The following is a 7,627-nucleotide window of genomic DNA, read 5'->3' as shown; positions in this document are numbered from 1 at the left end:
CTTGATCTGTGAGGCGCTGGCGAGATGACTCGCCAGCACAAACCAAGGAGGTTCGCTCGTTGGATGGCACCGAGCCTGCTGCCGATTGATTAAGCAGCATGATCTCGAGAACGGGAATCGTTCTCCATGAAAATAGTCAAGTATTACTGAAGGCCTCGCGACATGAAGCAGGAAACGATCAACAAGGCCGTACTGCTGGCCTTGGTCGCCGTCATCTCGTTGCTGTTCCTGACCATGATCCAGCAGTTTCTGGTTGCCATCTTCATGGCCGCCGTGTTCGCAGCGATGACGCATCCAGTCTATGTGAAGCTCACGCAATGGCTTGGAGGTCGGCGCTATCTGGCCTCGCTGATCAGCTTGTTATTGCTGCTGATTGTGGTGCTGATCCCGATCGTGATCTTGACCATGGTCTTTATCGGCCAGGCCGTGAATGTCACCCAGTCGCTCACGCCCGTCGTTGTCAACTTCCTCAAGGAGCCGGGTAGCTTCCAAGAGGTGTTGGAAAAGCTGCCCTTCTATGAGGAGCTGATCCCCTACGAGGACCAGGTCACGACCCAGATCGCAGGGGCGGTCGAGGCACTCGGAAAGATCCTTGTCAGTCAGATCTCGACCATCGCCCTGGGGACCGTGCAGTTCCTCTTCGTCACCATCGTCTTCTTCTACACCTTATTCTTTTTCCTGATCGACGGCAGCAAGGTCGTCCATGCAGTGCTCTATTACCTGCCGCTTCGCGATCACGACGAGCGCCTGATGCTGCACAAGTTCACCTCGGTGACCCAGGCGATGGTGGTCGGAACCCTGCTGATTGGCATCCTGCAGGGGGCGCTCGCCGGTATCGCGTTCGCGGTTGCCGGGGTGCCAAATTCGGTCTTCTGGGGCACAGTGATGGCGGTGCTCTCGATCATCCCCGGGGTGGGCTCGGCGCTGGTCTGGGTACCGGCGTCCATCGTCTTGATCGCCCAAGGCTCCTTAAGCGCCGGTATCGGTCTCATCCTGTTCTGTGTCCTGGTGGTCGGCAGTATCGATAATCTGCTGCGCCCGGTGCTGGTCGGCAAGCATACCGACATGCACGAGCTTATGATCTTCTTCGGCACCCTGGGCGGACTCTTTATGTTCGGCATGGCCGGGCTGCTGATCGGCCCGCTGATCGCCTCACTCTTCATCACGATCTGGGAGATCTATGGCGAGGCCTTCAAAGACAGCCTGCCCGCGGTACGTACTGAGGCTGATGCGAAGCAGCAGGAGCCATCGCAGCAAGTACCGGCAAGGGGTAGGCAGGACGACACCGACGACGAGGCCATGCTAGAGGAGGCGGGCGAAGGGGCTGAGGATGAGTCCGACGACGAGCCAACTGTTAGACCGGATCAACCCGCCAGATCGACCGAATCCTGAGCCGGTCAGACAACAACCGAGGCCAAGTGCCAGATCTCGCTCAGCCAATCTCGCTCAGCCAAGGAGATGGCTCCAGGCATTGACCTCGACGCATCTGGAATGAATCGACGCCAATGCGCCGACCCAAACCGCAGGCGAACAGTCGGGTTGGCCTCAGAGCATCCCGAGGGTCAGCTTGGCCTCGTCCGACATGGTGTCTGGGCTCCATGGTGGGTCCCAGACCAGCTCAACGGCCACCTCGCCAACCCCATCCACGGTTTTCACCGCGTCCTTGACCATCACCGGCATCATGCCGGCGACTGGACAGGCCGGTGCAGTCAGGGTCATATCCACATCGACATCGCCGTTGCCAGCGATATCGATCTTGTAGATCAGCCCCAGGTCATAGATGTTGACCGGGATCTCGGGGTCATGGACCTGACGTAGCGCGGCGATGATCGGCTCACGCAGCGCCTCGGGGTCATCCGGTGCCTGTGCGGCCGTGGCCGGTGCGCTATCGCTCGGCGCGGCCGCTTCGGCTGCGATCACATCGTCCCGGTCGACCTGTCCGCGGTCGTCCGAGCCGAAGCCGGCGAATCTGGCTAACCTGTTCATCAGAGAGTTACCTCGACTGCAAAGGACTGTGTCTTCACTTAATCCAGCGGCGCCTGCTCGAGCCGCATACCAACCTGCTCGGTGACATAGTCTCGAAGAGCCTCCGAGCTGAGCGCATCGATGATCTCGCCGGCAAAGCCCAGGCAGAGCATGCGTCGGGCGAGCGGCGCCGAGATGCCGCGCGAGCGCAGATAGAACAGCGCCTCAGGCTCGATCTGACCCACGGTGGTGCCATGGCTACATTTGACGTCGTCCGCGTAGATCTCGAGCTGCGGCTTGGTATCCACCTCGGCATTTGCTGAAAGGATCAGGTTACGGTTGGACATGTCGGCATCGGTCTTCTGCGCATCGCGCGCCACATAGACCAGACCGTCGAAGACCGCCCTGCCCTTGCCATAGAGGATGCCCTTGAAGCGCTCGCGGCTGCTGCAGTTGGGCAACCCGTGGCGAACATCCATGTGATAGTCGATCAGCTGCTTGTCACCCGCCAAATAGAGCCCCTGGAGATCGCATTCGGCATGCTCGCCGGTGAAGCGGGTGACAAGATCCGTCCGTGCCCAGGTGCCGCCGAGCCCAATGTTGACGCCCGCGTAGCGGCTGTTTTCATCCTGGCTCAGGTAGAGACCGGTGATGTGAAAGGCGTTTGGGCTTTCCTGCTGCAACCGCGCATGCCTCAGCTGGGCATCGCGGCCGAGCGCCAGCTCGAGCACGGAGTTGGTGCAATACAGGGCGTCGCCAAGGCTGACATAGCGCTCGATCACCTGCGCCTGGGCACCCTCACCGAGGCTGATCAGGTGCCTCGGCTGGGCCACACGTGGCTCTTCCATGCCGACCGAGAGGTGGATGATCTCGATCGGCCGCTCAAGCAGCGCGGCGCGCTCGAGCAACAGGACCAAGCCATCTTGCATCGCAGCGGTGTTGAGCGAGGCAAACAGATGACTGCCTTCCCCCGCGATCCGTGTCAGCACACCCTGCAAGGCATCCGGATCGGAATCGAGCATGGCGCGTAAGCTGCCAACGCGCACGCCTCGGGGCAGCGTGCCGAGATCGGAGAGCGACTCGGAATAGCGCCCGTTGACCAGGACTGCCCGATGGGCATCGAGCCCCGGCACCAGGATCTCTTCGATGTCCTCGGGGGTCAGCGCGGTCAAAGGCTCGTCGACCTGAATGAAGCCCTGATCGATCAGCGATCGTAGCCCGGTGTAGCGCCAGTCCTCGGACTTGCCGGTCGGCACCGCCTGAGTGCGGACGCGCTCCACGGCTTGCTGACGCTCGGCCCTCAGCCAATCCTGCTCGCGCGCTGAGTCCGCTTGCGCTGAGTCCTCTTTTGGTGAGGTGGCCCTATCCGCATCACGGCCAAGGTCTTGAAGCCAGCCAGCGAAGGCCTCCGCAGCCTCGGTGCGCTGACGGCTGCTGTTGGCTGCTGTGCTCATGCTGCCTCCCCGTCAACGATCCAGCCGTAGCCCTTCTCCTCCAGCTCGAGTGCCAGCTCCTTGCCGCCAGAGCGAATGATCCGCCCCTTGGCGAGCACGTGCACATGATCGGGCTCGATGTAATCGAGCAGGCGCTGATAGTGGGTGACGACGATCATCGAGCGCTCCGGACTGCGCAGCGCGTTGACGCCGTCGGCGACGATGCGTAAGGCGTCGATATCTAGGCCCGAGTCGGTCTCATCCAGGATCGCCAGCTTCGGCTCGAGAAGCGCCATCTGAAAGATCTCGTTGCGCTTCTTCTCACCACCGGAGAAGCCGAAATTGACCGGACGCTTGAGCAGACTGTCATCGAGGTGCAGCACCTTGAGCTTCTCCTTCATCAAGCGCATGAAGGAGACGGCATCGAGCTCATCCTCGCCGCGCGACTTGCGGATGGCATTCAAGGCCGCCTTGAGGAAGTACATGTTGTTGACGCCGGGCAGCTCGACCGGGTATTGGAAGGCGAGAAAGAGTCCCAAACGGGCACGTTCTTCGGGCTCGAGCTCGAAGAGATCCGTCCCCTCAAGTCTTGCGCTACCGGCCGTGACCTCGTAGCCCTCACGTCCCGAGAGCACATGCGCAAAGGTGCTCTTGCCGGAGCCGTTCGGCCCCATGATCGCGTGCACCTCGCCCGGCCCCACCTCAAGGTCGAGACCACGCAGAATCTCTCGATCACCGACGTTGGCCTTCAGACCGTTCACTGACAACATGCGGATACTCCTAGTCATGACGGGCGCAGCGACGATCACAGACTGGCTCGCGTCGCGCCCCGGGTGTTCTTACTTACAATGTGGCTCAAGCCTCTGGCGCAGCGCCGGCAGGCCTCAGCGCTGCCGAGACCGCGTCAAGAGCTGAGGCCTGCTCGGCTAACCAACGGCGCCTTCGAGACTGATACTGAGCAGCTTCTGTGCCTCGACCGCGAACTCCATCGGCAGCTCGTTGAAGACCTCTTTACAGAAGCCGTTGACGATCATCGAGACAGCATCCTCTTCGGAGAGCCCACGTGCGCGGCAATAGAACAGCTGGTCCTCACTGATCTTCGAGGTGGTCGCCTCATGCTCCATCTTCGCACTCGGGTTCTTGACCTCGATGTACGGGAAGGTATGGGCGCTCGATTTGTCGCCGATCAGTAGGGAATCGCACTGCGTATGGTTGCGCGCCCCCTCGGCGCGGGCGGCAATGCGCACCAAACCTCGATAGGCCTGCTGCCCATGCTGCGCGCTGATGCCCTTGCTGACGATGGTCGAGCTGGTGTTCTTGCCGAGATGGATCATTTTGGTGCCGGTGTCGGCTTGCTGACGACCCTTGGTGACCGCGACCGAGTAGAACTCGCCGACCGAGTCATCACCGCGCAGAATGCAGCTCGGGTACTTCCAGGTGATCGCTGAGCCGGTCTCGACCTGGGTCCAGCTGATCTTCGAGCGATGACCGCGGCAGTCGCCACGCTTGGTGACGAAGTTATAGATACCGCCCTTGCCGTTCTCGTCGCCTGGATACCAGTTCTGTACCGTTGAGTACTTGATCTCGGCATCATCGAGGGCGATCAGCTCAACCACGGCGGCATGAAGCTGGTTTTCATCGCGCTGCGGCGCGGTGCAGCCCTCGAGATAGCTCACATAGCTGCCCTCATCGGCAACGATCAGGGTGCGCTCGAACTGTCCAGTATTGGCGGTGTTGATCCGGAAGTAGGTGCTCAGCTCCATCGGGCAGCGGGTGTTCTTCGGCACATAGACGAAGGTGCCATCGGTGAACACCGCCGAGTTGAGCCCGGTGTAGAAGTTATCGGTCGGCGGTACGACGCTGCCAAGATACTTCTGCACGAGGTCGGGGTACTCCTGCACCGCCTCCGAGATGGAGCAGAAGATGACACCGGCCTCATGCAGTTTCTCGCGGAAGGTGGTAGCGACCGAGACACTGTCGAACACCGCGTCGACAGCAACGCCAGCAAGCGCCTTCTGCTCCTCGATCGGGATGCCCAGCTTCTCGTAGGTCTCGAGCAGGACGGGATCGACCTCATCGAGGCTCTTGGGCCCGTCCTTCTTCTTCGGCGCCGAGAAGTAGGAGATTGCCTGATAGTCGATCGGTGGATAGTGCACCGAGGCCCAGGTCGGCGTCGGCATCTCAAGCCACTTGCGGTAGGCCGAGAGACGCCACTCGGTCATCCACTCGGGCTCGCCTTTACGCGCCGAGATTGCCCGCACCACGCCCTCGTCGAGGCCCGGCGGCAGGGTGTCAGACTCGATCTCGGTGACGAAGCCGTGCTGATAGCCGGCATTGACGAGATCGTCGTACTGGCCTTTGGTGTCGGCCTGGTTCTCGGCCACAGTGGCCTCTGCTGAAATCGCACTCATGGTTGTCCGCTCCGATACCTGAGTAGTTTACTAGGTTATAGTACGATGACAATGCAGGGTTTCAAGACCCCTCGCCACCGAATAAGGAAAATTGATCGCACGACGCTCGCTGCTTGGCGGCAGAGATCATTGCTAAGAGCAGGAGTTTCAAGCATCCGATCCGACGGAACCGGCAGGGCAACTTAATCGCAACTATTCTCATCCCCCTTGTTATTTCTGCTCGCCGCACACAAACTAGGCCCGCGCGGCCCTCTAAGCCTGCGCTGTTATCACCAACAACACCACTAGGAGCCTGCCTGACCCATGATACCGGCCCACTCTCGCCTCAAGCTATTCTCCGTGCGTGCGTCCCTTGCGATCGTCTGCACCGCCATCGCCCTGACGCCAGCGCTTGCCACCGCTGACGACGAAGTCAATCTCTACTCAGCGCGCAAGGAAGCCTTGATCAAGCCGCTGCTTGACCGCTTCAGCGAGGAGAACGGGATCGAGGTCAACCTGGTCACGGGCAAGGCTGATGCCCTGCTGCAACGACTCAAGAACGAGGGCGCAAACAGCCCCGCCGATGTCTTACTGACGGTCGACGCCGGCAACCTCCACCGTGCCAAGGAGGCCGGGCTCACCCAGTCCTTTAGCTCTGAGATCGTGGAAGAGGCCGTCCCGGCAACCTATCGCGACCCGAAAGGCCATTGGACCGGTCTCTCGCTGCGCGCACGGCCGATCATGTACGTCAAAGGCGAGGTCGATCCCGCAGAGCTCTCAACCTACGAAGCCCTCGCCGACCCCGCTTGGAAAGGCCGAATCTGCATCCGCTCGTCGAGCAATGTCTATAACCAGTCGTTGGTCGCCTCGATCATCGCTGCTGACGGTACCGAAGCCGCCCAGGATTGGGCCGAGGGCATTGTCGCTAACATGGCGCGCCCACCCCAGGGCGGAGACCGTGACCAAATCAAGGCTGCCGCTGCCGGTCAATGCGATATCGCAATTGCCAACACCTACTACCTCGCCGGGATGCTGAAATCGGATGACCCGGCGGAGAAAGAGCCAGCCGAGAAGATCGCCGTCTTCTGGCCAAACCAGCCTGGCGCAGGCGACGGGCGCGGCACCCATGTCAATGTCAGCGGCGCTGCGGTGACCGCAGCAGCCGAGAACAAGGACGCAGCCGTGAAACTGATCGAGTTCCTCGTCAGCCCCGAGGCCCAAGCCTGGTACGCCGAGGTCAACGGTGAGTATCCGGTGCGCGAGGGCATCGAGGTCAGCCCTGTGCTCGCCGAATGGGGCACCTTCAAAGCCGATGATCTCGACTTGATCGAGCTTGGTGAGCTGAACAGTGCTGCGGTCATGCTCATGGACCGTGCTGGCTGGAAGTAACCCGGACCCTCTGCAGCCCCGAAAGCCCGCTGCCGACGCGCCCCTTAAACGGGGCGCTTTTGCTTCCCGCGGGTGTGATCGGGCTTGAAGCGAACTGGATGGGTCTGAATCTTGGCTGCCTTCCCAAAGATTGAGGCTTTCGGCGCACAGGCTCGGCTGCGCGCCTGGCCCAGCCTTGTGGTGCTGGTCGCAGCCCTGCTGGCGTTGCCGGTTCTGGTCGTGGTCGGCTTCGTCGTCGTTCCGGCTGGCGAGGTCTGGCAGCACCTGATCGATACCGTCTTAATCGACTATGTCTCGAATTCGCTGCTGCTGATGCTGGGGGTGACCCTTGGCACCCTGATCGGCGGCGTTGGCACGGCCTGGCTGACAAGCATGTGCCGATTCCCGGGACGCGCCGTCTTCGAATGGGCGTTGCTGCTGCCGATGGCGATGCCAGCCTACATCATCGCC

Annotated in this window: 6 protein-coding genes and 1 pseudogene; 3 read left to right on the top strand and 4 right to left on the bottom strand. The window is 61.3% G+C overall.

Translation table 11 applies throughout. From position 1 onward, the window contains the following. Positions 1-162 precede the first annotated feature (162 nt). Positions 163-1,392: an AI-2E family transporter gene (locus ACY693_RS11335; protein WP_462321933.1), complete on the top strand. Its 1,230-nt coding sequence runs from the start codon at positions 163-165 to the stop codon at positions 1,390-1,392. A gap of 153 nt (positions 1,393-1,545) precedes the next feature. Here the strand turns inward: ACY693_RS11335 and ACY693_RS11330 are convergent, their stop codons facing one another. The 4 genes from ACY693_RS11330 to sufB form a co-directional block, all read right to left on the bottom strand. Continuing rightward, entirely contained in the window at positions 1,546-1,986 is a 441-nt protein-coding gene (locus tag ACY693_RS11330) for an SUF system Fe-S cluster assembly protein (RefSeq protein WP_462321932.1), read from the bottom strand. 38 nt (positions 1,987-2,024) lie between these two features. After that, positions 2,025-3,419 carry a Fe-S cluster assembly protein SufD gene (gene sufD, locus ACY693_RS11325; protein ID WP_462321931.1) on the bottom strand — a complete coding sequence of 465 codons (1,395 nt, stop codon included), beginning with the start codon at positions 3,417-3,419 and terminating at the stop codon, positions 2,025-2,027. Continuing rightward, positions 3,416-4,168, bottom strand: a complete 753-nt coding sequence (gene sufC / locus ACY693_RS11320) for a Fe-S cluster assembly ATPase SufC (protein ID WP_462321930.1) — start codon at positions 4,166-4,168, stop codon at positions 3,416-3,418. Before sufC ends, sufD begins: the two co-directional genes overlap by 4 nt. A gap of 156 nt (positions 4,169-4,324) precedes the next feature. Further along, complete coding sequence (sufB, locus tag ACY693_RS11315) at positions 4,325-5,809, bottom strand: Fe-S cluster assembly protein SufB (RefSeq protein WP_462321929.1); 1,485 nt, start codon at positions 5,807-5,809, stop codon at positions 4,325-4,327. 303 nt (positions 5,810-6,112) lie between these two features. Between sufB and ACY693_RS11310 the strand changes: the two genes are divergently transcribed. Together ACY693_RS11310 and ACY693_RS11305 are read left to right on the top strand one after the other, a co-directional pair. Further along, a complete protein-coding gene (locus ACY693_RS11310) occupies positions 6,113-7,177 on the top strand; it encodes a Fe(3+) ABC transporter substrate-binding protein (protein ID WP_462321928.1) in 1,065 nt (354 codons plus the stop codon). A gap of 156 nt (positions 7,178-7,333) precedes the next feature. Further along, a pseudogene (locus ACY693_RS11305) lies at positions 7,334-7,627 on the top strand (iron ABC transporter permease); the annotation flags it as partial.

The organism is Halochromatium sp. (assembly GCF_054919635.1).
The sequence above is the reverse complement of the archived record's forward strand: the minus strand, read 5'-3'. Positions and strand labels throughout refer to the sequence as shown.